Consider the following 24,851-nt stretch of genomic DNA (forward strand, 5'->3'; position numbering starts at 1 on the left):
CCCCTTCAGGCGGAAGGGGAGGCGCATGGCCGCACCCGTGCCGGTCCTGACGATGAACGGGATCGGCAAACAGTTTCCCGGGGTCAAGGCCCTGGACGGCGTGGACCTGCGGCTGCTGCCCGGCGAGGTGCACGCGCTCATGGGCGAGAACGGCGCCGGCAAGTCCACCCTGATCAAGGTGCTCACCGGCGTGCATCCCGCCGACTCGGGCACGATCGAGCTCGGCGGGCGGCCCGTCGCCTTCGCCGGCCCGGCCGAGGCGCAGCGGGGCGGCATCAGCACGGTCTACCAGGAGATCAACCTCTGCACGAACCTGTCGGTGGCCGAGAACATCTTCATCGGCCGCGAGCCGCGCAGGTTCGGGCGCATCGACTGGAAACGCGTGCGGGCCAGGGCCGGCGAGCTGCTGAGCGGGCTGGACCTGAGCATCGACGTCTCGGCGCCGCTGTCGGCGTACTCGCCGGCGGTGCAGCAGATGGTGGCCATCGCGCGGGCGGTCGACATCGAGGCCCGGGTGCTGATCCTGGACGAGCCCACCTCCAGCCTGGACGCCGACGAGGTGCGGCAGCTCTTCCGGGTGATGCGGCGGCTCAAGGAGGAGGGCATCGCCATCCTCTTCGTCTCCCACTTTCTCGACCAGATCTACGAGATTTCGGACCGCATGACGATCCTGCGCAACGGACGGCTCGTCGGCGAGTACCTGACCCGCGAGCTGCCCCAGCTCGACCTGGTCGCCAAGATGATCGGCCAGGAGCTGGCCGCGCTCGAACGCCTGCACGGCGAGGCCAGGGTCTTCGACCGCCCGCTGGTCGAGGCGCGCGGGCTGGGCCGGGCCGGGGCCGTCGAGCCGTTCTCGCTCACCATCCACGAGGGCGAGGTCGTGGGGCTGGCCGGGCTGCTCGGCTCGGGGCGTACCGAGGTCGCGCGGCTGCTGTTCGGCGCCGACCACGCGAGCGGCGGCGAGCTGTCCGTCGGCGGCGCGCCCGCCGCGCTGCGCACGCCCCGTGCGGCGATGAACCACAAGATCGCCTTCTGCTCGGAGAACCGCAAGGAGGACGGCCTGATCCCCGACCTCACCGTGCGCGAGAACATCATCCTGGCCCTCCAGGCCACCCGGGGCTGGACCAGGCCGGTGCCGCGCGAGCAGCAGGACGAGCTGGTCGCCCGGTACGTCAAGGCGCTGCGGATCAGCCCGCCCAACCCCGAGCACCTGGTGCGGAACCTGAGCGGCGGCAACCAGCAGAAGGTGCTGCTGGCGCGCTGGCTCATCCTGGAGCCCCGGCTGCTCATCCTCGACGAGCCCACCCGCGGCATCGACGTCGGGGCCAAGACCGAGATCCAGCGCCTGGTCGCCGAGCTGTCCGACGGCGGCATGGCGGTGCTGTTCATCTCCGCCGAGCTGGAGGAGGTGCTGCGGCTCAGCCACAAGGTCGAGGTGCTGCGCGACCGGCGGCTGGTGGCCGAGCTGCCCAACGACGAAGCCCTCACCACGGACGTGCTGATGGAGACGATCGCGAGCGGAGGGCGGCCCTGATGCGGCGGCTGTTGTGGCCCGTGGCGGTGCTCGCGCTGCTGCTGGCCCTGAACGTGTTCTTCACCCCCAGCTTCCTGTCCGTCCAGGTCAGGGACGGGCACCTGTACGGGAGCCTGATCGACATCCTGCGCTTCGGCGCGCCGCTGATCCTGGTCTCGCTGGGCATGACGCTGGTCATCGCGACCGGCGGCATCGACCTGTCGGTGGGCTCGGTGGTGGCCATCTCGGGCGCGCTGGCCTGCCTGCGGATCAGCGAGGACGCCGGCGTGCTCGCCGCCGTCGCGCTCGCGCTCGGGTTGTGCCTGCTGCTCGGCGCCTGGAACGGGTTCCTGGTCGCGCAGGCGGGCATCCAGCCGATCATCGCCACGCTGATCCTCATGGTGGCCGGGCGCGGCCTGGCCCAGCTCATCACCGACGGGCAGATCATCACGGTCAACAGCCCGTCGTACAAGCTGATCGGCGGCGGGTATCTGCTGGCGGTGCCGTTCGGGGTGCTGCTGGTGCCGGTCGTGCTGGCGGTCACCGCGTTCCTGACCCGGCGGCTGGCGCTGGGCCTGCTGATCGAGTCGGTCGGCGGGAACGCCGAGGCCAGCAGGCTCGCGGGCATCAGGTCGCGCGGGATCGTCATCATGGTCTACGCCTTCGCCGCCCTGTGCGCGGGCATCGCCGGGATCCTGATCAGCTCGAACGTCTCCAGCGCCGACGGCAACAACGCCGGCCTGTGGATCGAGCTGGACGCGATCCTGGCCGTGGTGATCGGCGGCACCTCGCTGTCGGGCGGCCGGTTCTCGCTGGGCGGGACCGTGGCCGGCGCGCTCGTCATCCAGACGCTCACCACGACGATCTACTCCATCGGCGTGCCGCCCGAGACGACCCTGCTGTTCAAGGCGCTGGTCGTGACCGCGGTCTGCCTCGTGCAGTCGCCGTCGTTCCGCGCCAAGGCGCTGCGCCGGCGCGCCGGCAGCGCGCCGCCCAGCCCGGCCCCCGAGGAGAAAGTGCGGGTGACCCTGTGACGACCATAACCGTGGGCCGGGTCGCGTTGCCGGCCCGCCACCTGCCCGTGCTGGTGACGGCGTGCCTGTTCGTGGCGATGTTCGTCGTGGGCGGCGTGCGGTACGAGGGGTTCGCCAGCGGGCAGGTGGTGCTCAACGTCTTCATCGACAACGCGTTCCTGCTGGTGGTGGCGGTGGGGATGACGTTCGTGATCCTGGCCGGGGGCATCGACCTGTCGGTGGGGTCGGTGGTGGCGCTGTCCACGATGATCTCGGCGTCGCTGATGTCGGGGCCGGGGTGGCCGCCGTACGTGGTGGTGCCGCTGGTGCTGGCCGTCGGGTCCGGGCTCGGGCTGGTGATGGGGTACATCGTGCACGCCTTCGACATCCAGCCGTTCATCGTGACGCTGGCCGGGATGTTCCTGGCCCGGGGGCTGTGCTACACGATCGGCACGGACTCGATCCCGATCGAGGACCCGACGTTCACGGCGTTCGCGCAGACCAGGATCGACCTGTTCGCCGATCTGTGGATCTCGCCGAGCGTGCTCATCGCGGTGGCGGTCGTGCTGGCGGCGGCGTACGTGCTGCACTACACCCGGCTCGGCCGGGCGGTGTACGCGACGGGCGGCAGCGAGCAGTCGGCGCTGCTCATGGGCCTGCCGGTGGGCCGGACGAAGATCACGGTCTACACGGTGAGCGGCTTCTGCTCGGCGCTCGGTGGCGTGCTGCTGTCGTTCTACATGCTCTCGGGCTACGGCCTGCACGCCGTGGGCATGGAGCTGGACGCCATCGCCGCCGTGGTGATCGGCGGCACGCTGCTCACGGGCGGCAGCGGCTTCCTGCTGGGCACGGTGCTCGGCGTGCTGGTGCTCGGCCTGATCCAGACGATCATCAGCTTCGAGGGCACGCTCAGCTCCTGGTGGACCAAGATCTTCATCGGCCTGCTGCTCTTCGTCTTCATCGTGCTGCAACGGGTCTTCAGCGCACGCCCAAGGCGCTGACCTGCAAGGAGTCTGCCGTGAAAGTTACCTAAAGGTTTCCGTCAGGTTATCCTCAACCGTTGACATCGTCTTTGTTAGCGATAACAATCGGCGGGAACGAAGCGAGAACTTTGTTCTGATTCGGCACGTTCTGTGACTGAGTCCTCCGCATGATCGGCAGTTAACGCTCACATCCGCTGCCGCAACCCCCATTGCAAGGAGTGCCACATGAGGTTGGGACGTATCGGGGGCGTGGTGTCCGCCATCGCGCTCGCCGCGACCATGACGGCCTGCGGCTCCAGCCAGAAGACGGTCGACGCCGACGCCTCCACGTCGGCCGCCGCCGGCGGCGCGGGCGCCCTGATCGGCGTCACGATGCCCACCAAGTCGTCCGAGCGGTGGATCCACGACGGCGACAACGTCAAGCAGCAGCTCGAACAGCTGGGCTACAAGGTCGACCTCCAGTACGCGGAGAACGACATCCCGACGCAGGCCAACCAGATCGAGAACCAGATCACCAAGGGCGCCAAGCTCCTGATCATCGCCTCGATCGACGGCACCGCGATCACCTCGCAGCTCCAGCAGGCCGCCGACGCCAAGATTCCGGTCATCTCCTACGACCGCCTGATCCGCAACAGCCCCAACGTCGACTACTACGCCACCTTCGACAACTTCAAGGTCGGCGTGCAGCAGGCGACCTCGCTGCTCAAGGGCCTCGGCGTGGACGACGGCAAGAAGGGCCCGTTCAACGTCGAGCTGTTCGGCGGCTCGCCCGACGACAACAACGCCACGTTCTTCTGGAACGGCGCCATGTCGGTGCTCCAGCCGAAGATCGACGACGGCACCCTGCTGGTCAAGAGCGGCCAGAAGGACTTCAAGACCGCCGCCATCCTGCGCTGGGACCCGGCCACGGCCCAGAAGCGCATGGAGGACATCCTCACCAAGACCTACACCGGCGGCACCAAGGTGGACGGCGTGCTGTCCCCGTACGACGGCCTGTCCATCGGCATCCTGTCGGCGCTCAAGAGCTCCGGCTACGGCACCAGCGGCCAGCCCTACCCCGTCGTGACCGGCCAGGACGCCGAGCTCGCCTCGGTCAAGTCGATCATCGCCGGCGAGCAGTACTCCACCATCTTCAAGGACACCCGCAAGCTCGCCGAGCAGACGGTGAAGATGGCCGACGCGGTCCTCAAGGGCGGCAAGCCCGAGGTGAACAACACCAAGGACTACGACAACGGCAACAAGGTCGTCCCCTCCTACCTGCTCGACCCGGTGATCGTGGACAAGAGCAACTACAAAGAGATCATCGTCGGCGGCAACTACTACACCGAGGACCAGCTCAAGTAAGGGCCCGCCCCGGGGGACGGCGGTCCCCCGGGGGCACTTCCCACACCTGAGCGAGGGGCATATGACCGAGCACATCTTGCGGATGAGCGGGATCACCAAGACGTTCCCCGGTGTCAAGGCGCTGCAGGACGTCAACCTGGCCGTCCGGCGCGGCGAGATCCACGCCATCTGCGGCGAGAACGGCGCCGGCAAGTCGACGCTGATGAAGGTGCTGTCCGGGGTCTACCCGCACGGCGACTACGAGGGCGAGATCACCTTCGAGGGCGCGCGCTGCGAGTTCGCCGGCATCCGCGACAGCGAGCACGCCGGGATCGTCATCATCCACCAGGAGCTGGCGCTCAGCCCGCAGCTGTCGATCGCGGAGAACATCTTCCTCGGCAACGAGCGCGCCAGGCGCGGCTTCATCGACTGGAACCGCACCAACTACGAGGCCGCCGAGCTGATGCGCCGCGTCGGCCTCCAGGAGAACCCCACCACCACGGTCTCCGACCTCGGCGTCGGCAAGCAGCAGCTCGTCGAGATCGCCAAGGCGCTGTCGAAGGAGGTGAAGCTGCTCATCCTCGACGAGCCGACCGCCGCGCTCAACGACGACGACTCGGCCCACCTGCTCGACCTGCTGCGCGGCCTGCGGGACGAGGGCATCACCTGCGTGATCATCTCGCACAAGCTCAACGAGGTGACCGCGATCGCCGACTCCGTCACGATCATCCGCGACGGCCGCACGATCGAGACCCTGGACATGGCCACCGACCACGTCACCGAGGACCGGATCATCTCCGGCATGGTCGGCCGCGCGCTGGACAACCGCTTCCCGCCGCACGAGTCGACGATCGGCGAGGAGGTCCTGCGGATCGAGGACTGGACGGTCCACAGCCCGAGCCAGCCCGGCCGCAAGGTCGTGGACGGCGCCTCCCTCACCCTGCGCAGGGGCGAGATCGTCGGGCTGGCCGGCCTGATGGGCGCCGGGCGCACCGAGCTGGCGATGAGCCTGTTCGGCCGCACGTACGGCGTGCACATCTCCGGCAAGGTCTTCAAGGACGGCAAGCCGATCGAGATCCGCAACGTGCAGGACGCGATCCGCCACGGCCTGGCCTACGCCACCGAGGACCGCAAGCGGTACGGCCTCAACCTCATCGAGGACATCAAGCGCAACATCAGCGCGGCCGGCCTCAAGGGCCTGGCCAGGCGCGGCTGGGTGAACGAGAACGAGGAGTACAAGGTCGCCGAGGAGTTCCACCGGAGCATGAACATCAAGGCGCCCAGCGTCAACAGCGTCGTCGGCAAGCTGAGCGGCGGCAACCAGCAGAAGGTCGTGCTCTCCAAGTGGATCCTGACGCAGCCTGACGTGCTCATCCTCGACGAGCCCACCCGCGGCATCGACGTCGGCGCCAAGTACGAGATTTACACGATCATCAACCGCCTCGCCGACCAGGGCAAGGCCGTGCTGGTGATCTCCAGTGAGTTGCCTGAGCTGCTCGGCCTGTGCGACCGCATCTACACGCTCTCCGAAGGTCGCGTCACCGGCGAGGTCCCCCGCCGGGAGGCCACCCAGGAAAGCCTCATGCATCTCATGACCAAGGGACAGGAGTAGCTCCGATGAGCAGCATCACGCCCGCCGACGTGCAGGTCGGCGCGGGAGGCGACGGGGAGGCGCCGCGGCGGCCCGGCCGGGTGTCGCTCGGCGGCCTGTCGCTGAACCTGCGTTCGAGCGGCATCTACATCGCCTTCGCGCTGATCATCGTGCTGTTCTCGGTGCTCACCGACGGCGCGTTGCTCCAGCCGCAGAACATCTCCAACATCATCGTCCAGAACTCCTACGTCCTGATCCTGGCGATCGGGATGATCCTGGTCATCATCGCCGGGCACATCGACCTGTCGGTCGGCTCGGTGGTGGCGGTCACCGGGGCGCTGGCCGCCGTGCTCATGGTGAACATGGGCCTGCCCTGGCCGCTGGCCCTGCTGATCACGGTCGCCGCCGGCGCGCTGATCGGGGCCTGGCAGGGGTACTGGATCGCCTACTTCGGCATCCCGGCCTTCATCGTCACGCTGGCCGGCATGCTGCTGTTCCGCGCGCTCACCATGACCGTGCTCGGCAACCAGGGCATCGGCCCGTTCCCCGACCAGGTCCGTACGCTGGCCAACGGCTTCACCGACGGCTACCTCGGCAACGTGGGCCTCGGCCCGCTGGGCGGCGCCGACCTGTTCAGCCTGCTCATCGGCCTGGTCGCGATCGGCGGCATGGTCGCCGCGCAGTGGCGCACCCGCAACGCCCGCCGGGGCTACGGCCAGTCGGTCGAGCCGATGGCCGTGTTCGCGCTGAAGATGGCGGCCGGCGCCGCGCTGATCCTGTTCCTGGTCGTGCAGCTCGCCCGCTTCAAGAACCTGCCGTGGGTGCTGGTGCTGCTGGCCGCGCTGGTGCTGGCGTACTCGCTGATGGCCAACCGGACGGTCTTCGGCCGGCAGATCTACGCCATCGGCGGCAACCTCCAGGCGGCGGTCATGTCCGGCGTCAAGGTCAAGTCGGTGGTCTTCTGGATCTTCGTCAACATGGGCGTGCTGGCCTCCATCGCCGGCATCATCTTCGCCGGCCGGCTCAACCAGGCGGGCCCGACCGCGGGCAACAGCTTCGAGCTGGACGCCATCGCGGCCGCCTTCATCGGCGGCGCGGCCGTCCAGGGCGGCGTGGGCAAGGTCGTCGGCGCGATCACCGGCGGTCTGATCATGGCTGTGATCAACAACGGCATGTCGCTCATCGGCTCGCCCAGCGAGCGCGTGATGCTCGTCAAGGGCGCCGTGCTGCTGGCCGCCGTCGCGTTCGACGTGTGGACCAAGCGGCGCGCCGGCGCCTCCCGCTGACCGCCGCAGGCCCGGCAAGACCCGCGAAAGGAGAACCCGTGGTACCGAGCCCCAGGCCGCGTCCGCCGGTCATGGCCGACGTGGCCAAGGAGGCCGGCGTGTCGCACCAGACCGTCTCACGGGTGCTCAACGACCACCCGAACGTCCGGGCCGACACCCGCGCCCGGGTGGAGGAGGCGATCGTCCGGCTGGGCTACCGGCGCAACCTGGTCGCCCGCGCGCTGGTCACCAAGCGGTCGCGCACCCTCGGGGTGGTGAGCTTCGACACCACCCTGTACGGCCCGGCCAGCATGGTCTACGGCATCGAGCAGGCGGCCAGGACCGCGGGGTACTTCGTCAGCATCGTGAGCCTGAAGTCGATCGACGCGGCCAGCGTCCGCGACGCCCTCGACTACCTGGCCGAGCAGAGCGTGGACGGGGTGGTGGTGGTCGCGCCGCAGCGCTCGGCCGCCTCCGCCCTGGAGAGCCTGCCGGCCGGGGTGCCCGCGGTCGTGGTCGAGGGCGCGCACGGCGCCGACGTCTCCGCGGTCTGCATCGACCAGGTCGAGGGCGCCAGGCTCGCCACCCGGCACCTGCTCGACCTGGGCCACGAGACCGTCTGGCACGTGGCGGGGCCCTCCGACTGGCTGGAGACCGAGGGGCGCGTCGAGGGCTGGCGCTCGACGCTGGAGGCGGCCGGCCGCCCGGTGCCCGAGCCGCTGCCCGGCGACTGGAGCCCGCGCGCCGGGTACGCGGCCGGCCGGCGCCTGGCCGGGATGGACGGGGTCACCGCGGTGTTCGCCGCCAACGACCAGATGGCGCTGGGCGTGCTGCGCGCGCTCAGCGAGGCCGGGGTGCCCGTCCCCGGGCGGATCAGCGTCGTGGGCTTCGACGACATCCCCGAGTCCGAGTTCTTCTCCCCGCCGCTCACCACGGTCCGGCAGGACTTCGACGTGGTGGGCCGCCACTGCATCGAGGTGCTGCTGCGGCAGATCGACGCCGGGCCGGCGGCGTACGAGCGCATGGTGGTGCGTCCCAGCTTCGTCGTCAGGTCCAGCACCGCGCCGGCCCGGTAGCCGGCAGGCGAACAGACAACTCTCTGGAGTGTAATGTGAACGCTAACAAGTTCGTGGTCGGAGTGGACTTCGGCACGCTGTCGGGGCGCGCGGTCGTCGTCCGCGTGTCCGACGGCGCGGAGCTGGGCAGCGCCGTCCACGAGTACGCCGAGCGCGTCATCGAGCACGCGCTCCCCGGCACCGGCGTGCGGCTCGGCCCCGACTGGGCGCTGCAGTCGCCGCAGGACTGGCTGGACGTGCTGCGCGTGGCCGTGCCCGCGGCCCTGGCCGCCGCCGGGGTCGCCCCCGAGGACGTGATCGGCATCGGCACCGACTTCACCGCCTGCACCGTGCTGCCGGCCACGGCCGACGGCACCCCCCTGTGCTTCCAGACACCCGAGCAGCCGCACGCCTGGCCGAAGCTGTGGAAGCACCACGCCGCCCAGCCGCACGCCGACCGCATCAACGAGCTGGCCGCGCGCCGGGGCGAGAGCTGGCTGCCGCGCTACGGCGGCAAGATCTCCTCCGAGTGGGAGTTCGCCAAGGCCCTCCAGGTCCTGGAGGAGGCCCCCGAGGTGTACGCCAGGGCCGAGCGCTGGATCGAGGCGGCCGACTGGATCGTCTGGCAGCTGTCCGGCGTCGAGAGCCGCAACATCTGCACCGCCGGCTACAAGGGCGTCTTCCAGGACGGCGGCTACCCCTCCGAGGACTTCCTCGCCGCCCTGAACCCCGGCTTCGCCGGCTTCACCGGCAAACTGGCCACCGGCGTGGTCGGCGACGACGTCAACGGCACCACCCTGGCCCCGCTCGGCGGCCTGGCCGGCGTCCTGACCGCGCGGGCGGCCGGATGGACGGGCCTGCCCGAGGGCATCGCCGTGGCCGTCGGCAACGTGGACGCCCACGTCACCGCCGCCGCCGCCGACGCCGTGCGCCCCGGCCAGATGGTGGCCATCATGGGCACCTCCACCTGCCACATCATGCCCAGCGACCGGCTGGCCGAGGTGGCGGGGATGTGCGGCGTCGTCCGGGACGGCATCGTGCCCGGCCTGTGGGGCTACGAGGCCGGCCAGTCCGCCGTCGGCGACATCTTCGCCTGGTACGTCGACTCCTTCGGCACCGACGGCCACGAGCGCCTGACCGAGCTGGCCGAGCGCCAGGCCGTCGGCGCGCACGGGCTGGTCGCGCTCGACTGGTTCGGCGGCAACCGCTCGGTGCTCGTGGACCACGACCTGTCCGGCGTGATCGTCGGCCAGACGCTCGCCACCAGGCCCGAGGACGTCTACCGCGCGCTCATCGAGTCCACCGCGTACGGCGCCCGCATGATCGTCGAGACGTTCGAGAAGTCCGGCGTGCCGGTCGAGGAGTTCGTGGTCGCCGGCGGGCTGCTGAAGAACCGCTTCCTCATGCAGGTCTACGCCGACGTGCTGCGCCGCCCGCTGTCGGTCATCGGCTCCGACCAGGGCCCCGCGCTCGGCTCGGCCGTGCACGCGGCGGTCGCCGCCGGGGCCTACCCGGGCATCGAGGAGGCCGCCGCGGCGATGGGCAAGCGCACGCGGGCGGCGTACGTGCCGGACGAGGCCCGCGCCGACGCCTACGACCGCCTGTACGCCCAGTACCGCGACCTGCACGACCACTTCGGGGACGGGCGCATGCTGCACACCCTCCGCGCGATCAGGAACGAGGCCGCCAAGTGAACCACGAGGCAATGAGGACGACCGTCGCCGGGCTGCACGCCGAGCTGGTCAACTACGGTCTGGTCGTCTGGACCGCGGGCAACGTCTCGGGCCGCGTCCCGGGCGAGGACCTGTTCGTCATCAAGCCGTCCGGGGTGTCCTACGACGAGCTGACCCCGGAGAACATGGTGGTCTGCGACCTCGACGGCAACCTCGTCGAGGGGGCCCACGCGCCCTCCAGCGACACCGCCGCGCACGCCTACGTCTACCGCGAGATGCCCGAGGTCGGCGGCGTCGTGCACACCCACTCGACCTATGCCTCGGCGTGGGCGGCCCGCGGCGAGCCCATCCCGTGCGTGCTGACGGCCATGGCCGACGAGTTCGGCGGCGAGATCCCGGTCGGCCCGTTCGCGCTGATCGGGGACGACTCCATCGGCCAAGGCGTCGTGCAGACGCTCAAGGGTCACCGCTCGCCGGCCGTCCTCATGCAGAACCACGGCGTCTTCACCATCGGCAAGGACCCCAAGGCCGCCGTCAAGGCCGCCGTGATGTGCGAGGACGTGGCCCGCACCGTCCACGTCTCCAGGCAGCTCGGCACGCCGCTGCCCATCGGCCCGGCCCACATCGACCGCCTGTACGACCGCTATCAGAACGTCTACGGACAGAGGAGCCCGCGTTGAACATCTGGTTTCTGACCGGCAGCCAGGGACTGTACGGCGAGGACACGCTGAGCCAGGTGGCCGAGCAGTCGCGGCGCATCGCCGAGCGGCTTCCCGTGCCCGTGCAGTGGCGGCCCGTGCTGACCGACGCCGCCGCGATCCGGCGCGTCATGCTGGAGGCCAACGCGGACGACGAGTGCGCCGGCGTCATCGCCTGGATGCACACCTTCTCCCCGGCCAAGATGTGGATCGCCGGCCTCGACGCGCTGCGCAAGCCGCTGCTGCACCTGCACACGCAGGCCGACGTCGAGCTGCCGTGGAGCTCCATCGACATGGACTTCATGAACCTCAACCAGGCCGCGCACGGCGACCGCGAGTTCGGGTTCGTGCAGACCCGGCTCGGCGTGCCGCGCAAGACCGTCGCCGGGCACGTCAGCGACCCGGCCGTCGGCGCGCGCATCGAGGCGTGGGCGCGCGCGGCCAGGGGCGTGGCCGAGGTGCGGGCGCTGCGGCTGGCCCGCTTCGGCGACAACATGCGCGACGTGGCCGTGACCGAGGGCGACAAGGTCGAGGCGCAGCTCCGGTTCGGCGTCTCGGTCAACACCTACGGCGTCAACGACCTGGTCGAGGCCGTGGACGCGGCCTCCGACGCCGACGTGTCGGCCCTGGTCAAGGAGTACGCCGAGCTGTACCGCGTGGCCCCCGAGCTGCTCGGCGAGCGCCACGAGTCGCTGCGGTACGCCGCCAGGATCGAGCTCGGCCTGCGCGGCTTCCTGGAGCGCGGCGGCTTCCGCGCCTTCACCACGAACTTCGAGGACCTCGGCGGCCTGCGCCAGCTCCCCGGCCTGGCCGTGCAGCGCCTGATGGCCGACGGCTACGGCTTCGGCGGCGAGGGCGACTGGAAGACCTCGGTCCTGCTGCGCACCCTCAAGGCCATGCGGCCGGGCGGCACGTCGTTCATGGAGGACTACACCTACGACCTGACGCCCGGCAACGAGCTGATCCTCGGCGCGCACATGCTGGAGGTCTGCCCGTCCATCGCCGCCGGGACGCCGTCGTGCGAGATCCACCCGCTGAGCATCGGCGGGCGGGAGGACCCGGTGCGGCTGGTGTTCGACGCCGCCCCCGGCCCCGGCATCGTCGTCGGCCTGGCCGACATGGGCGACCGGTTCCGCCTGGTGGCCAACGAGATCGACATCGTCGCGCCGCCGCAGCCGCTGCCGAAGCTGCCGGTGGCCCGCGCCGTCTGGTCGCCGCGGCCGAACCTGCGCACCTCGACCGAGTCGTGGCTGACCGCCGGGGCGCCGCACCACACCGTGCTGTCCACGGCCGTCGGGCGCGAGGAGCTGACCGACCTGGCCGACATGCTCGGCGTGGAGCTGCTGGTGATCGACAAGGACACCACGACGGCGCAGTTCACCAAGGAGCTCCGCTGGAACCAGGCGTACTACCGGCTGGCCCAGGGCCTCTGAGCGGCCTCTAGTCCTCCGGCGGCTTCTTCGGGGCGTTCCTGCGCTGCTCCTCGGCGCGTTCGCGGCAGCGGCGCAGGAACTCGGCGTCGTCGTCGGGGTTGGTGGCGGCGAAGCGTCCCGGGCGGTCGTACTCGGGGAACGCGCTCGGGCGCGCCGCCTGCGGGGCGCGTTCGGGACGGCCGGCCACGAGCCAGACGACCGAGCCGACCAGCGGGAACAGCAGGACCACCAGCACCCATACGATCTTGGGCAGGTTCCTGCAGACCGCGTCCGGCGTGGTGATCACGTCGAAGAGGCAGTAGAGCCACAGCACGAGGGTGGCCAGGCCCATGGCCTCGGACAGATACAGCACGGGGCCGAACGTAGTGACGGGCGGGGGAGACGGCAAGGGAAACCGGATGAATAGGGTGAAGCCGTGATGTTGACCAACTGGGCGGGCAACACCGCCTTCCGGGCGCGGGCCGTCCACCATCCCGCCTCGCTCGACGAGCTGCGCGGCCTGGTGGCCGAAAGCGACCGGGTGCGGGCCCTGGGCAGCGGTCATTCCTTCAACGACGTCGCCGACACCACCGGCGACCTCGTCGTGCTCGACCGCATGCCCGCCACGATCGAGATCGACAGCGCGGCGCGCACGGTCCGGGTCGCCGCCGGCACCACCTACGCGCGGCTGGCCGAGGCGGTGCACGCGGCCGGGTTCGCGCTGGAGAACATGGCCTCGCTGCCGCACATCTCGGTCGCCGGCTCGGTCGCGACCGGCACGCACGGCTCCGGCGACGCCAACCGCTGCCTGGCCGCCGCCGTGTCCGGGCTGGAGCTGGTCACCGCCGACGGCTCGCTGCTGTCGTTGTCCCGCGGGGACGACGGCTTCGCCGGCGCGGTCGTCTCGCTGGGCGCGCTCGGCGTCGTCCACGCGCTGACGCTCGATCTCGTACCGGCCTTCGAGCTGCGCCAGTACGTGCGCGAGGGCCTGACGCTCGACGCGCTCGACGGATTCGACGACATCATGGCGAGCGGCTACAGCGTCAGCCTGTTCACCGACTGGCGCGACACCCGGATCTGGCTCAAGCGCCGCGAGGAGTTCACCGCCGGCTCCTGGCACGGCACCCGTCCCGCCCCCGCGCCCCGCCACCCGCTGCCCGGCATGCCCGCCGACGCCTGCACCACGCAGCTCGGCGTGCCGGGCCCCTGGCACGAGCGGCTGCCGCACTTCCGGCCCGACGCGCCGCCGAGCGGCGCCGGCGACGAGCTCCAGTCGGAGTTCCTGCTGCCCCGCGGGCACGCGGTCGCGGCGCTGCGCGAGCTGTACGCCGTCGGCGACCGGCTCCGCCCGGCCCTGCAGATCTCGGAGGTGCGCACGATCGCCGCCGACGACCTGTGGCTCAGCCCCTTCCGCGACCGCGACAGCGTCGGCGTGCACTTCACCTGGATCAGGGACGTCGCCACCGTGCTCCCGGCGATCGACCTCGTCGAGCGGACGCTCGCCCCCTACGACCCGCGGCCCCACTGGGGCAAGCTGTTCACCCGCCGCCCAGGCTGCCCCGACGACTTCCGCGAGCTGGTCCGGCGGCTGGACCCGGCGGGCAAGTTCGCGGGCGACTTCGTCCGGCTACTGCTGGGGGAGTAGCGGCCCGCGCCGGGCGTGCGCCCGCCGTCGTAGCGGGCCACCGGTCCGGCGGACGATGTGCCGGCCGGGCCGTCGCGGCATCGTGGAGCGCATGACCGATCACCCGTTCAGATTCGGGGCCGTCGCCGGTTACGCCCCCACCGCGCAGGCCTGGACCGGGCTGGCCCGCAGGGTCGAGAGCCTGGGCTTCGCCACCCTGCTCGTCCCCGACACGCTCGGGACGCTGTCGCCGTTCGCCGCCGCGGCCGCGGCCGCCGCCGTCACCACGACGTTGCGCGTCGGCACGTACGTGGTCAGCGCCCCGTACCGCACGCCCGAGACCGTCGCCTGGGAGACCGCCACCCTGCACACCCTCACCGGGGGACGCTTCGAGCTGGGGCTGGGCGCCGGCCGTCCGGGCGCCGAGCAGGACGCGGCGGCGCTCGGCGTGCCCTTCGGCACCCCGGCCGAGCGCGTGGCGCGCCTGGCCGCCACCATCGACGCGGTCAAGGACGTGCCGATCCTGGTCGCCGCGACGGGCGCCCGCGTGCTGGGGCTGGCCGCGCGCAAGGCCGACACGGTGGCGCTCGGCGTGCCGCCGCAGCACACCGAGGACCAGGTCGCCGCCAAGCTGGACGAGCTGTACGAGCTGGCCGGCGACCGCTTCCACGACCTGGAGCTCGGCATGAACCTGGTGGCCGCCGGCGGCGAGCCGCCCGCCTGGCTGGCCGGCCGCTTCGGCCCGCTCGGCCCCGAGGCCACCGGCCTGCTCACCGGCACCCCCGACGAGATGGCCGACGTCCTGCGGCGGCGCAGGGACCGGCTCGGGATCTCGTACGTGACGGTGAACGCCCAGTTCGTCGACGCCTTCGCGCCCGTCGTGGAACGCCTGGCCGGTACCTGACGGTAGCTGACAGGTAAGACCGGCACGATGCTTCCCATGACCGCAAAGGGAACTTTCGACACCGCCGGCTGGGACGCCAAGCCGCCCTTCGACGACCGCGACGGCGTCGCGCTCGGCCTCGTCAGCATGACCAAGACCTTCCACGGCGACCTGACCGGGACGAGCGTCGTCCATCTGATGGTGGCCTCGACCCCGGTGGAGGACTCGCGCGCGTACGTGGCGATGGAACGCATCGAGGGCGCCCTGGACGGCCGGAAGGGCGGCTTCGTCGTGGCGCACCAGGCCCTGAGCGACCGCGGAGGGCAGTCGCTCACCATCACGATCGTGCCCGACTCGGGCCACGGCGAGCTGACCGGCATCACGGGACGGATGAACATCACCATCGCCCCGGACGGCTCGCACTCCTACACCCTGGACTACGAGCTGCGGGAGAAAAAAATGACCCGGGCGGAACGCCCGGGTGGATGAGGGGTGGAGCTATGGGGATTCGAACCCCAGACCTCCTCCATGCCATGGAGGCGCGCTACCAACTGCGCCATAGCCCCTTGCTGCGGTCACAAGTGTACAGGGCTTCGGGACCCGCGACACACATGCGCGTAGCAGGCATACGCTCGGTCAAATCTTGCTACTCTCCGTGCCATGTCCAGCGTGCAGGCCGTCCCGTTGACCCCGCGGTGCGCGAAGATCCTCGCCGCTCGTGAGCATGCCGTCGTCGAGGTCAGCGCGTTCAACGGGTTCTTCACCCTGCGGGCCATCCGCAGCCTGCTGGAGTGGGCGACCCGCACGTTCACCGGCGTGCACGTGCTCGTGCCGGGCGTCGAGCTGGCCGGCACGCTGGTCGCGCGCGGGCTCCCGTCCGGGGCGGCGCTGATCAAGGCGCGGTCGGCGGCCAACAACACGCGCAACCGGGTGATCCGGGTGCTCGAAGGCATGGGCGCGGCCAACGCCACCGTCTTCGACTGGAACGAGCTGGCCGGCAACCGCGCCTACCGGCGCTCCCGGCGCGAGCTGGAACGGCTGGCCGCCAAGGACGCCGCGTTCCGCGCGCGGTGCGTGGCGGCCGTGCTGCCGAGCGTCGGCGGCCAGGAGCTGACCCCCGAGCAGGCCGCGAACGCGCTGCCCTTCCTGCTGGCCGGGCTGCCGCTGGTGCTGAACAGCCCGGCGATCCTGCGCACGGGCTCGTCGGTGTTCTGCCATCCCGAGCCCATGCCGCTGGTGGGGGAGCTCTACGCGGGCACGCTGCCCGTCTCGCGCTCGCCCCACCAGGGCTTCGTCGCCTCCCGGCCGGCCCCCGACCCGGCCCCCGACCCGGCCCTCGACCCGGCCCCCGACCCGGCCTGATCCCGGCGGGCGGTCAGCCGACCGAGCGCGCCTTGTCGATCAGGGTGACCAGCTCGGCGACCATCGGGTCCTCCGAGGTCCGCGCCAGGCGTCCGGCGTGCTCGCGCAGCGCGGGCAGGTCCAGGCCGAACGCCTTCCTGTCGCGCAGGTAGACCGCGAAGGCGGCGACCACCACGTCCACCTGCAGCCGGATGGGCGTGCCGGTCCAGATGGAGTCGTTCAGCTCGTCGGCCCGCAGCGACCCGCCGGCCTCGGAGGCCGCCCGGGTGTCGGGGTCCTGCCAGCGCACGGTCGCCTGGGCGAGCTGTCCCCGCGCGCCCGGCTTGAGGTGGAGGGCGTACAGGGCGGTGACCGAGTGGCCGGGGCCGATCTCGCCGCCGTCGCGGCTGTCGTCCCGGAACTCCTCGGCCGACATCGCGCGGTTCTCGTAGCCGATGAGCTGGTAGCTCTCCACGACCGAGGGGTTGAAGACGACCTGCGCCTTGGCGTCGCGGGCCCGTACCTCGATGGTGGCCGGGAGCTGGGTGGTGAAGACCTTCTCGGCCTCCTGCTCGGAGTCCACGTAGACGGCCATGCCGTCGCCGTTGTCGGCGAGCTGCTCCATGAGCTCGTCGCCGTAGTCGCGGCCGACGCCGACGGTGAGCAGCGTGACCTGCTTGCCCGCGTACTCCTTGACCTGCTCCACGATGGTCCGCCACTCGGTGTCGCCCTGGTTGGCCAGGCCGTCGGAGAGCAGGACGACCCGGTTCGTGGCGGCGGGCCGGAACGCCTGGGACGCCTCCCGGTAGCCGGCCAGGACGCCGCTCTGCAGGTTCGTGCCGCCGGCGGTGGCCAGCTCGTCCACCGCGGCGTGGAGCTGGCTCCTGGCGGTGAGCGGCGTCATGGAGGCCAGCACGTCCGCCTCGTCGCTGAAGGCCACGAGCGATACCTGGTCGCCGGGGGCGAGCTGGTCGAGCAGCTTGTGCAGGGCCGACTTGACCAGGTCGAGGCGCCCGGTCTCGGCCATCGAGCCGGAGACGTCGACCACGAAGGTGAGGTTGGCCGGGCGGCGCGCGGCCGAGTCGGAGGCGCGGGTCTGCAGGCCCACGCGCAGCACGGCCTCGTCGCGGCCGGGCAGCCGGGCGCCGTCCACGTGCACGGCGAAGCCGTCGTCGGAGGGCTGCGGGTAGTCCTGCCCGAAGGCGTTGACCCACTCCTCGGGGCGGATCTCGCCGGGCGCGGGCCAGCGCCCTTCCTGAAGCGTACGGCGGGCGTAGCCGTACGAGGCGGTGTCCACGTCCAGGGCGAAGGTGGAGATCTGCGCCTTGGTCGTGTCCTGCTCGGATTCCTGGGTGCCGGCCGGGGACGCGCTCGGCGCGGGCTGACGCTGCGTGTCGGACAGGGGGGCCCGCGCGGCGCTGCCGCTGGACGATCCGCCGGAGCCGCCGCACGCGGCGAGTCCGAGCAGCGCGGCGAGCCCGACACTGATGGCCAGGGGACGAATGGCTAAGGGGCGACATCTCATCGCAACCACCTCCGCGTCCTATGACGGAGATCCGCGTGGCGGCGGCCGGGCCGGAGACGCAAGCGAGCGCAAACCGCGATCGTCACGTGATCAGTTGTGACAGATCCGGACGCATGACGTGGGCGGGGACGAACGGCGCGGACGGTCGCGCGGGCCCGGACGCCGCCGCCGTCGCCTCGTCGTTACCGGCCGTCGCCCGGTCGTTATCCGCCCTCACCCGGCGGAGGTCACCAGTGCAGCAGGAGCAGTTCGGCCGAGAAGCCGGGGCCCAGGGCCATCAGGACGGCGGGCCGCCCGGCGTGCCCGCGCGTCTCCTGGAGCACGTGGAGCACCGAGACCGACGACAGGTTCCCGTACGTCCGCAGCGACCGCCACGTCACGTCCAGGGCCTTGGGGTCGAGGTCGAGGCTCTGGACGATCTTGTCGATGACCTTGGGGCCGCCGGGGTGGCAGATCCACGTCGGCACCTGGTCGGGGGTCAGGCCGTAGTCGGCAAGGAAGGCCCTGATGTCGTCGGCCAGCACCTGGTCCACGAAGTGGGTGAGGTCGGCGTCGAGCACGATGTGGAAGCCGTGGTCGCCCACCTCCCATCCCATCAGGTGCTCGGTGTCGGGGTAGAGCCTGCTGCGGGTGGCGACGACCTCGGGGCCCCGGCCGCGCCCGGTGGCCACGACGGCCGCCGCGCCGTCCCCGAACAGGCCGCTGGCGATCATGTTGGCGATCGAGGAGTCGTCGCGCTGGATGGTCAGCGAGCACAGCTCCACGCAGACCAGCACGGCGGCGTGGTCCGGCCAGCCGCGCAGGTAGTCGTGCAGACGCGACAGGCCCGAGGCCCCGGCCGCGCAGCCGAGGCCGAACACGGGCACCCGCTTGACGTCGCCGCGCAGCCCGAGGCGCTGGGCGAGCTTGGCGTCCAGCGAGGGCGTGGCCAGGCCGGTGGTCGAGCAGAACAGCAGGTGGTCGATCTTCCCCGGCGGCACGTCGGCCTTTTCGAGGGCGCCCCGGACGGCCTGCTCGCCGAGGTCGAGGGCGATCTCGACGTACATGGCGTTGGCGCGGGCGAAGGAGTCGAGCTTGGTGTAGCCGTCCAGCGGGAGTGCGAGGTTGCGGCCCACGACGCCGGTGGCCGCGTGGAAGCGCCGCAGCAACTCCTCGTCGCAGTCCGTCAGACGGGAGAACGCTTCGGTGATCTCCGCCTGCTCATAGCGGTGATCGGGGAAAACGGTCTCTACCCCCGAAATATGCATATATCACTCCTGCCGCAGGGAGCGGAGCGCTAACCTGCTTGTGCCGGATATGGGCGGTTAATATGCGGATGTGCCGCTTCCGACCTCCGGCCGACCGCCCTCCGCCTCCGCCCCCGCCGCCCCGCTCCCGGCCCCCGCCCGGCCACCGGTCCCGGCGCCGCTGCCGGTCGCCCTGCCGGTTGCCCTGCCGGTTCCTGCCCGGTTGCCCACGGTCGCCGTGCTGGCCTTCGACGGGATGGCGCCGTTCGAGCTGGGGTGCGTCGTGGAGTTCTTCGGGCTGCCCCGGCCCGAGCTGGACGTCCCCTGGTACGACCTCAAGGTGTGCGCCGAGACCGCCGAGCCGCTGCGCGTGGTCGGCGGGTTCACCATGCAGGCCGCGCACGGGCTCGACGTCCTGGCCGGGGCCGGGACGGTGATCGTGCCCGGCGTGGCCGACGTCCGGGGCGAGGTCTCGGGCGAGCTGGTCGAGGCGCTGCGCCTGGCCCACGGCCGGGGCGCCCGGATGGTGTCGATCTGCTCCGGCGCGTTCGCGCTGGCCGCCGCCGGTCTCCTGGACGGCCGCGAGGCCACCACCCACTGGCGGTACGCCGACCTGCTCCAGCGGCGCTTCCCCGCCGTCCGCGTCAACCCCTCGGTCCTGTACGTGGACGGCGGCGACGTGCTGACCAGCGCGGGCAGCGCCGCCGGCCTCGACCTGCTCGTCCACCTGGTACGCAACGACCACGGGCCGAACGTGGCCAACGCGGTCGCCCGCCGGCTGGTCGTCCCGCCGCACCGGGAGGGCGGTCAGGCCCAGTTCATCGAGGCCGCCGTCACGTCCGTGGCCGACGACGGCGGCGTGGCCAGGGCGATGGGATGGGCGCTCGACCACCTGGCCGAGCCGATCGGCGTGGCGGACCTGGCCGCGGTGGCGCACATGTCGCAACGCTCGTTCATCAGGCACTTCAAGCGGCAGACCGGGACCAGCCCGCTGCGGTGGGTGATCTCGCAGCGGGTGGCGGCGAGCCTGCCGATGCTGGAGTCGACGGCGGTGCCGGTGGAGGAGATCGGGGCGGCGGTCGGGTTCGAGAGCCCGGCGACGTTCCGCCACCACTTCACCCGCGCCATGCGCACCTCCCCCTCCGCCTACCGCCGCACCTTCGGTCCCTGACCCGCGCCTGGTCCCCTGCCCGCGCCTCCGGATCCGGGCCCTGACCTTCAGCGGCCGGCCTCTGGCGGGTGGCCGGGGCGGGGGAGCAGGCCGTCGACCAGGGCGCGCAGGCCCAGCTCGTAGGTGTCCTCGGCGGTGAGCTCGGCCCAGCGGCCGCCCAGTTCGGCCAGGCGGGGCAGGGCGGCCGGGTCGAGGCCGGCGAAGACCTGGTCGCGGTAGGTCGGCCCGCCCTCCTCGCGCCTGCGCCCGGCCGCCGCGCGGATGGCGATCTCGCCCGCCGTGTAGTGCCAGATGATCCGGTAGAGGTGCACGGCGTGCTCGGCCGTCAGGCCCGCGTCGAGGGCCGCGTCGATGATCTTCTCCGGGTACCACAGCGCGCCGACCGCGAGCAGGTCGTCGGCGCGCAGCACGTCCACCGCCCAGGGGCAGCCGGCGACCCCGTCGCGCATGGCCAGCGCCACCACGACCACGCGTTCGCGCGGCTCGGCGGGCAGCTCGGGGCGCGGCAGCCCGGCCGCGTACTCGTCGAGCAGGAGCAGCAGCAGCTCCTCCTTGTCGCGGACGTGGTGGTAGAGCGCCATCGGCGTGCTGCCGACCTCCTTGGCCAGCCTGCGCATGGTCAGCCCGCCGACGCCGTCGGCCTCGATGACCCGGTGCGCCGCTGCCACGATGTCCGCCCGCGAGATCCGGGGCGGCCTTCCAGTGCGTGCGGGCATGCCGCCATGTTACTTTCTATACATGTACAAAAAGACATCCCCCTGGACGGCGGTGGTGGTCCTGGCGTTCGCCGTCGCCGTCGGGTCACTCCAGATGACCGTCGTCGTCCCGCTGCTCCCGCTGCTCCAGAGGCAGTTCGGCGCGTCACCCACGTCCGTCTCCTGGACGCTCACCGCCGGCCTGCTGTCCGGCGCGGTCGCGATCCCGCTGCTGTCCCGGCTCGGCGACATGTACGGCCGCCGCGTCGTCGCCCTGTCCGCGCTCGCCCTGCTGGTGGCCGGTGCGGCGGTCGCCGCGCTGTCCGGCACGCTAGGCGCGGCGGTCGCCGGACGGGTGCTCCAGGGCGTGTCCGCCGCGCTGCTCCCGCTGGCCATGGGGCTGGCCAGGCAGGCCGTTCCCGCACACCGGCTGGCCACGGCGATCGGCGTGCTGAGCGCCACCATCGGCGTGGGCAGCGGCGGCGGCATGATCCTGGCCGGGCTCGTCGGCGGCGACCACCGGGCCATGTTCTGGATCCTGGCGGCGCTGGGCGCGCTGAGCTTCGTCCTGGTGGCGGCCCTGGTGCGGGAGGCCGCGCCGGCCGGGCGCGCGGGGCGTCCGGACCTGGTGGGGGCCGCGCTCGTCGCCGGCTGGCTGGTCTGCCTGCTGCTCGCGATCAGCAAGGGCGGCGCCTGGGGCTGGACGTCGCCGCCGACGCTGGGGCTGCTCGCGGGGGCGGTCGTGCTCGCGGCGGCGTGGGTGGTCACGGCCCGGCGCACCGCCTCGCCGCTGATCGAGATCCCCATGCTGCTGCACCGGGGCACGGTCGGGGCCACGGTGGCCTCGTTCCTCATCGGGTTCGCGCTGTTCGGGGCGATCACCACGCTGTCGGCGGTCGCGCAGGGCTCTCTCGGGGCCTCGGTGCTGCAGGTGGGGCTGTACCTGCTGCCGACCACGGTGCTGATGCTCGCCGTCTCGATGCTGGCCGGGCCGCTGATGCGGCGCTTCCCGGCCGCGGGGCTGGTCTCCGGCGGCTCGGCGCTGGTCACCGCCGCCGCGGTGTGGCTGGTGGTCTTCCGCGACACGCCCGCCGACCTGTACGGGGCCGCCGCCGTCCTGGGCCTCGGCGTCGGCCTGGTGTACGCGGCGCTCGGCACGATGGCCGTCGAGCACGTCGAACCGGCCAAGACCGCGGCGGCCGGAGGCGTGAACGCGCTGGTCAGGGTCGTGGGCAGCAGCCTGGCCGGAGCCGTCGGCGCGGCGGTGTCGGCCGCCGGGGGAGCCGGCTGGAGCTTCGGCGTCGCCGCCGTGGCCGCCCTGCTGGCCGCCGTGTTCGCGGCCGTCCACCGGGCCGGGGCGGTGGCGTGGGCATGAGCGGGGAACAGCGCCTGATCGCGTGGGGTGACGAACTGGTGAAGCTGCACGACGGCTTCCGGCGGGAGCTGGCGCGCCTGCGGGCCGGCGGCGAGGGGGTCGACCTGCGTACGCACTGCCTGGCCTTCTGCGACGCCCTCCACGCCCACCACGAGGGCGAGGACGCGGTGCTGTTCCCGCACCTGGCCGCCGGGCGTCCCGAGCTGGCCGGCGTCCTGGCCCGGCTGGGCGCCGAGCACCGCGTGGTGGCCCGGCTGCTCGCCCGCGTCCGCGACCTGGCCGGCACAGACGCGAGCGCGGCCGACGAGCTCGACCGGCTGGCCGCCGAGCTGGAGGCCCACCTGGACTACGAGGAAGAGCAGCTCGTCCCGCTGCTGAACGGCATGACCTCGATGCCCGAGAACCTCTGAGCCCGCCGCCCGCCGCCCGCCGCCCGCCGCTCGCCGCCCGACGCCCGGCGTCAGCGGGTGACGGGCGGGTTGAAGCGGTGGTGTTCCGGCGGGGTCCAGCCCGCCCCCACCGTGCCGTCCACCTCCGTGTACGCGGTCAGCTCGAACCGCACCGGCCGCTGCTCGGCGGCCCAGTCCACCTCCGCCCGGCCGGTCAGGTGGAGGGTCCGGCCGGCGTCCCAGTCGACGAACAGCAGCCCGGCGGCCGGGTCGAGCTCCAGGTTGCCGAGCGTCATGTACATCGAGTTGCCGACGTAGTCCGGGAACTCCAGCGACCCGGGCCCGGTCACCCGGACGAACCCCGGGTTGCCGCCGCGGTGGGAGACGTCGGCCCCCAGGCCCGCGGCGCGGGTGGCGATGAAGAACGTGTCGGCCCGCTCGATCCACTCGACGTGGCCCGGCGCGAGCCGCGTCCCGCCGCCGGCGACCTCCGGGACGCCGGGCGCGGCGGTGGGCTCGCGGGCCTGGATGTACTTGGGGCAGTTGGCGTACACCTGCTCCGTCCAGATCACCAGGCCCTCGCCGGCCCGCACGGCGGTGCCGTTGACGCGCATCCTGCGCCGGGTGCGCGGCTCGATGGCCAGCAGCCCGATGTCGCGTTCCGCCGTGAACAGGCCCCGCAGCGGCGCCGCGGGCAGGGCGCGGACGGTGATCGTGCGGTCGTCGTCCGCGCCCGCGAACCCCGGCGGACCGGTCAGCACGTCGGCCCACACCTGGCCGAGGTCGTCGTCCGCGCCCGCGACCAGCAGGTGCTGCGCGCGCAGGAACGCCGCGGCCACCTCGGGGATCTCCGGACGGGTGCGCGAGCTGCCGAACGCGCCCGGCGTCCGCACCCCGGCGCGGGCCTGGGCGGCGATCTCCCCCGGATGTCTCATCTTTAGAAGAACCCGCAGGTGGGAGCGCCGGCGGTGGGGGCGGGACGGTCGCCCGCGGCGCCGGGCGCGGAGATCTCCAGCCGGATGCCGTCGGGGTCCTCGAAGAACACGCCGCCGGAGGAGGCGCCCTCGCCGTGGGGGACCACGCCGTCGTGGTGCAGCTTCGCGCCGATCTCCCTGACGACCTGCTCGGCCCTGCGCACCGCGTCGAGGTCCTCGACCTGGAAGGCCAGGTGGTGCAGGCCGGGCAGGGCGGTGGGGAAGCGGCCGTCGCTCTGCTGCCAGAGCGTGACGACGAGCTTGCCGTCCTGGGCGAGGAGGGCGTAGCGGCGGCCGTCCTCGGAGGACTCGCCGGCGACGGTGAAGCCGAAGACGCGGCCGTAGAACTCCTTCGACCTGTCGAGGTCGGTGACGTTGAGCCCGACGTGCCCGGTCCGGAATGACATGCGACTCTCCCCACCTAACGGTTGCACGACTGATCGGCCGTTAGAAACACAATATAACGGCAAAAGTCGGTCGTTGGCGTTAGATAAGGCTATTTCTTGTGTTCCCGGTAGTGCCGCGCCGCCCGCGCGCGGTTGCCGCACGCCGGGGAGCACCACTCCTGGCGCGGGTGCTCCTTGACGAAATAGAGCACGCAGCGCGGTGCCCCGCAGGTGCGGAGCAGGACGCGGTCGGGGCCGCCCAGGAACTCCACGGCCGCGACGGCGAGCCGCCCCCGCAGGCGCGTGGACGGGTTCGCCCTGGTCGCGGGGGCCACGGTCAGCGCCGGCTCGCCCGTCCACGACAGTTGCGGGGCCGTGGGGGCGGCCAGGGCGGTCGCGTTGACCAGGGCCAGCGACTCGGCGAAACCCGGCAGGTCGGCCGCGTCCGCGGCGCTCGGCGGTTCCGGAGCGATCGCCCTGGCAAGCAGCGCACGGACGGCCTGGCGCAGCCGTACGGTCTGCTCGCGCAACTCCTCCGTGGCGGTGAAGCCGGGCGGCACGCCGAGGTCGGCCGTGTGCTCGTGGAGCCATTCGGTCATCGCGGCGGCGTCGCGCAGCCGGTCGACGGGCCCGGAGCGGTCGGCCCTGACCGTGCCGGCGAACTCCATGGTCAGCGTGGTGGACATGCCTCCAAGCTAACGCCTGTCACCGAGTGTTGCCGTTAGGCAAAAATTGC

At 72.0% G+C, this 24,851-nt stretch carries 24 protein-coding genes and 1 tRNA gene; 17 read left to right on the forward strand and 8 right to left on the reverse strand.

What is annotated here, in order from left to right:
• Positions 1-25 precede the first annotated feature (25 nt).
• From ACIBQ8_RS38265 to araA, 10 genes are all read left to right on the forward strand, one after another.
• On the forward strand, positions 26-1,534 hold the full coding sequence (locus ACIBQ8_RS38265) for a sugar ABC transporter ATP-binding protein (protein WP_397178137.1): 1,509 nt from the start codon (positions 26-28) through the stop codon (positions 1,532-1,534).
• Positions 1,534-2,547 (forward strand): ABC transporter permease, encoded by a 1,014-nt coding sequence (locus ACIBQ8_RS38270; protein WP_397194490.1) that lies wholly within the window; start codon positions 1,534-1,536, stop codon positions 2,545-2,547. The genes ACIBQ8_RS38265 and ACIBQ8_RS38270 overlap by 1 nt, the downstream gene beginning before the upstream one ends.
• On the forward strand, positions 2,544-3,527 hold the full coding sequence (gene yjfF, locus ACIBQ8_RS38275; RefSeq protein WP_397194491.1) for a galactofuranose ABC transporter, permease protein YjfF: 984 nt from the start codon (positions 2,544-2,546) through the stop codon (positions 3,525-3,527). The genes ACIBQ8_RS38270 and yjfF overlap by 4 nt, the downstream gene beginning before the upstream one ends.
• Before the next feature lie 207 nt (positions 3,528-3,734).
• Positions 3,735-4,853, forward strand: a complete 1,119-nt coding sequence (gene chvE / locus ACIBQ8_RS38280) for a multiple monosaccharide ABC transporter substrate-binding protein (protein ID WP_352326442.1) — start codon at positions 3,735-3,737, stop codon at positions 4,851-4,853.
• Between the two features lie 61 nt (positions 4,854-4,914).
• A complete protein-coding gene (mmsA, locus tag ACIBQ8_RS38285; protein WP_352326443.1) occupies positions 4,915-6,444 on the forward strand; it encodes a multiple monosaccharide ABC transporter ATP-binding protein in 1,530 nt (509 codons plus the stop codon).
• Positions 6,445-6,449: 5 nt separating this feature from the next.
• Positions 6,450-7,709 (forward strand): multiple monosaccharide ABC transporter permease, encoded by a 1,260-nt coding sequence (mmsB, locus tag ACIBQ8_RS38290; RefSeq protein WP_397178135.1) that lies wholly within the window; start codon positions 6,450-6,452, stop codon positions 7,707-7,709.
• Positions 7,710-7,780: 71 nt separating this feature from the next.
• Positions 7,781-8,764 (forward strand): LacI family DNA-binding transcriptional regulator, encoded by a 984-nt coding sequence (locus ACIBQ8_RS38295; protein WP_397178187.1) that lies wholly within the window; start codon positions 7,781-7,783, stop codon positions 8,762-8,764.
• 53 nt (positions 8,765-8,817) lie between these two features.
• On the forward strand, positions 8,818-10,437 hold the full coding sequence (araB, locus tag ACIBQ8_RS38300) for a ribulokinase (RefSeq protein WP_397194573.1): 1,620 nt from the start codon (positions 8,818-8,820) through the stop codon (positions 10,435-10,437).
• Between the two features lie 11 nt (positions 10,438-10,448).
• Positions 10,449-11,096 carry an L-ribulose-5-phosphate 4-epimerase gene (locus ACIBQ8_RS38305; protein WP_397178134.1) on the forward strand — a complete coding sequence of 216 codons (648 nt, stop codon included), beginning with the start codon at positions 10,449-10,451 and terminating at the stop codon, positions 11,094-11,096.
• Entirely contained in the window at positions 11,093-12,547 is a 1,455-nt protein-coding gene (araA, locus tag ACIBQ8_RS38310) for an L-arabinose isomerase (protein WP_397194492.1), read from the forward strand. Before ACIBQ8_RS38305 ends, araA begins: the two co-directional genes overlap by 4 nt.
• A 7-nt stretch (positions 12,548-12,554) precedes the next feature.
• On the opposite strand, the gene ACIBQ8_RS38315 is transcribed toward araA, so the two are convergent.
• Positions 12,555-12,899 carry a PLDc N-terminal domain-containing protein gene (locus tag ACIBQ8_RS38315; RefSeq protein WP_397178132.1) on the reverse strand — a complete coding sequence of 115 codons (345 nt, stop codon included), beginning with the start codon at positions 12,897-12,899 and terminating at the stop codon, positions 12,555-12,557.
• Positions 12,900-12,965: 66 nt separating this feature from the next.
• Here ACIBQ8_RS38315 and ACIBQ8_RS38320 point away from each other — a divergent pair, with 66 nt between their 5' ends.
• The 3 genes from ACIBQ8_RS38320 to ACIBQ8_RS38330 all read left to right on the forward strand — a co-directional run bounded on the left by ACIBQ8_RS38320 (position 12,966) and on the right by ACIBQ8_RS38330 (position 15,522).
• Positions 12,966-14,171: an FAD-binding protein gene (locus tag ACIBQ8_RS38320; protein WP_397194493.1), complete on the forward strand. Its 1,206-nt coding sequence runs from the start codon at positions 12,966-12,968 to the stop codon at positions 14,169-14,171.
• Positions 14,172-14,262: 91 nt separating this feature from the next.
• On the forward strand, positions 14,263-15,054 hold the full coding sequence (locus ACIBQ8_RS38325) for an LLM class flavin-dependent oxidoreductase (protein WP_397194494.1): 792 nt from the start codon (positions 14,263-14,265) through the stop codon (positions 15,052-15,054).
• 36 nt (positions 15,055-15,090) lie between these two features.
• Positions 15,091-15,522, forward strand: coding sequence for a DUF3224 domain-containing protein (locus ACIBQ8_RS38330; protein ID WP_397178129.1), 432 nt, complete (start codon positions 15,091-15,093; stop codon positions 15,520-15,522).
• A gap of 4 nt (positions 15,523-15,526) precedes the next feature.
• Here the strand turns inward: ACIBQ8_RS38330 and ACIBQ8_RS38335 are convergent.
• Positions 15,527-15,599: transfer RNA gene (locus tag ACIBQ8_RS38335), tRNA-Ala, on the reverse strand.
• Between the two features lie 94 nt (positions 15,600-15,693).
• Between ACIBQ8_RS38335 and ACIBQ8_RS38340 the strand changes: the two genes are divergently transcribed.
• Positions 15,694-16,395 carry a tRNA-dependent cyclodipeptide synthase gene (locus ACIBQ8_RS38340; protein WP_397194495.1) on the forward strand — a complete coding sequence of 234 codons (702 nt, stop codon included), beginning with the start codon at positions 15,694-15,696 and terminating at the stop codon, positions 16,393-16,395.
• A 13-nt stretch (positions 16,396-16,408) separates the two neighbouring features.
• On the opposite strand, the gene ACIBQ8_RS38345 is transcribed toward ACIBQ8_RS38340, so the two are convergent.
• A complete protein-coding gene (locus tag ACIBQ8_RS38345; protein WP_397178127.1) occupies positions 16,409-17,899 on the reverse strand; it encodes a von Willebrand factor type A domain-containing protein in 1,491 nt (496 codons plus the stop codon).
• Between the two features lie 227 nt (positions 17,900-18,126).
• Positions 18,127-19,146 carry a type III polyketide synthase gene (locus ACIBQ8_RS38350; RefSeq protein WP_397194496.1) on the reverse strand — a complete coding sequence of 340 codons (1,020 nt, stop codon included), beginning with the start codon at positions 19,144-19,146 and terminating at the stop codon, positions 18,127-18,129.
• A 202-nt stretch (positions 19,147-19,348) separates the two neighbouring features.
• Between ACIBQ8_RS38350 and ACIBQ8_RS38355 the strand changes: the two genes are divergently transcribed.
• Positions 19,349-20,296, forward strand: coding sequence for a helix-turn-helix domain-containing protein (locus tag ACIBQ8_RS38355; protein WP_397194574.1), 948 nt, complete (start codon positions 19,349-19,351; stop codon positions 20,294-20,296).
• 47 nt (positions 20,297-20,343) lie between these two features.
• Here the strand turns inward: ACIBQ8_RS38355 and ACIBQ8_RS38360 are convergent, their stop codons facing one another.
• Entirely contained in the window at positions 20,344-21,012 is a 669-nt protein-coding gene (locus tag ACIBQ8_RS38360) for a TetR/AcrR family transcriptional regulator (protein WP_397194497.1), read from the reverse strand.
• A gap of 22 nt (positions 21,013-21,034) precedes the next feature.
• Between ACIBQ8_RS38360 and ACIBQ8_RS38365 the strand changes: the two genes are divergently transcribed.
• Both ACIBQ8_RS38365 and ACIBQ8_RS38370 read left to right on the forward strand, forming a co-directional pair.
• A complete protein-coding gene (locus ACIBQ8_RS38365) occupies positions 21,035-22,366 on the forward strand; it encodes an MFS transporter (protein WP_397194498.1) in 1,332 nt (443 codons plus the stop codon).
• Positions 22,363-22,776 carry a hemerythrin domain-containing protein gene (locus tag ACIBQ8_RS38370; RefSeq protein WP_397178124.1) on the forward strand — a complete coding sequence of 138 codons (414 nt, stop codon included), beginning with the start codon at positions 22,363-22,365 and terminating at the stop codon, positions 22,774-22,776. Before ACIBQ8_RS38365 ends, ACIBQ8_RS38370 begins: the two co-directional genes overlap by 4 nt.
• Positions 22,777-22,826: 50 nt before the next feature.
• Here the strand turns inward: ACIBQ8_RS38370 and ACIBQ8_RS38375 are convergent, their stop codons facing one another.
• From ACIBQ8_RS38375 to ACIBQ8_RS38385, 3 genes are all read right to left on the reverse strand, one after another.
• Complete coding sequence (locus ACIBQ8_RS38375) at positions 22,827-23,690, reverse strand: pyridoxamine 5'-phosphate oxidase family protein (protein WP_397194499.1); 864 nt, start codon at positions 23,688-23,690, stop codon at positions 22,827-22,829.
• 2 nt (positions 23,691-23,692) lie between these two features.
• Positions 23,693-24,136, reverse strand: coding sequence for a VOC family protein (locus tag ACIBQ8_RS38380; protein ID WP_397178122.1), 444 nt, complete (start codon positions 24,134-24,136; stop codon positions 23,693-23,695).
• 89 nt (positions 24,137-24,225) lie between these two features.
• Positions 24,226-24,801, reverse strand: coding sequence for a CGNR zinc finger domain-containing protein (locus ACIBQ8_RS38385; RefSeq protein WP_397178121.1), 576 nt, complete (start codon positions 24,799-24,801; stop codon positions 24,226-24,228).
• Positions 24,802-24,851 lie beyond the last annotated feature (50 nt).

Source organism: Nonomuraea sp. NPDC049646 (assembly GCF_044465525.1).
GTDB lineage: Bacteria > Actinomycetota > Actinomycetes > Streptosporangiales > Streptosporangiaceae > Nonomuraea.